This is a genomic window from Streptomyces violaceorubidus (assembly GCF_000717995.1).
GTDB classification, from domain to species: domain Bacteria; phylum Actinomycetota; class Actinomycetes; order Streptomycetales; family Streptomycetaceae; genus Streptomyces; species Streptomyces violaceorubidus.
This window is the reverse complement of sequence record NZ_JODM01000207.1, coordinates 1-270: the sequence shown is the minus strand read 5'-3', so window position 1 is coordinate 270 and position 270 is coordinate 1. Positions and strand designations below refer to the sequence as shown.

The 270-nt window shown below is 71.5% G+C and carries 1 protein-coding gene; it reads left to right on the top strand.

Annotated elements, in window-relative coordinates:
- A partial coding sequence (locus IE94_RS36925; protein ID WP_157849464.1) for a hypothetical protein occupies nt 1–270 on the top strand: 270 nt, incomplete at both ends.

The window sequence follows — 270 nt, the reverse complement described above, 5'->3', positions numbered from 1 at the left end:
ATCACCAACTGGCGTCGCGAGGTCATGCTCCCCACCGGGCAGGAGTGGGCGGGCGCCTGGCTGAAGTCGGTACGCGCGGGCGAGCTCCAGGAGGTGCCCCGGTTTGTGACCAGCCAGGGCGGTGGCGCCGTGGACAAGGGGAAGGGGCGGGCCCTTGCCGACGAGCCGGGAGAGGAGCCGCAGGGGCTGTCGGACGCGGAGCAGACGGCTGTTTCCCTGCTTGCCTCGGCCGGTGTTGATCTCGGGCCCGTGATGCTGATGGGGCCGGAG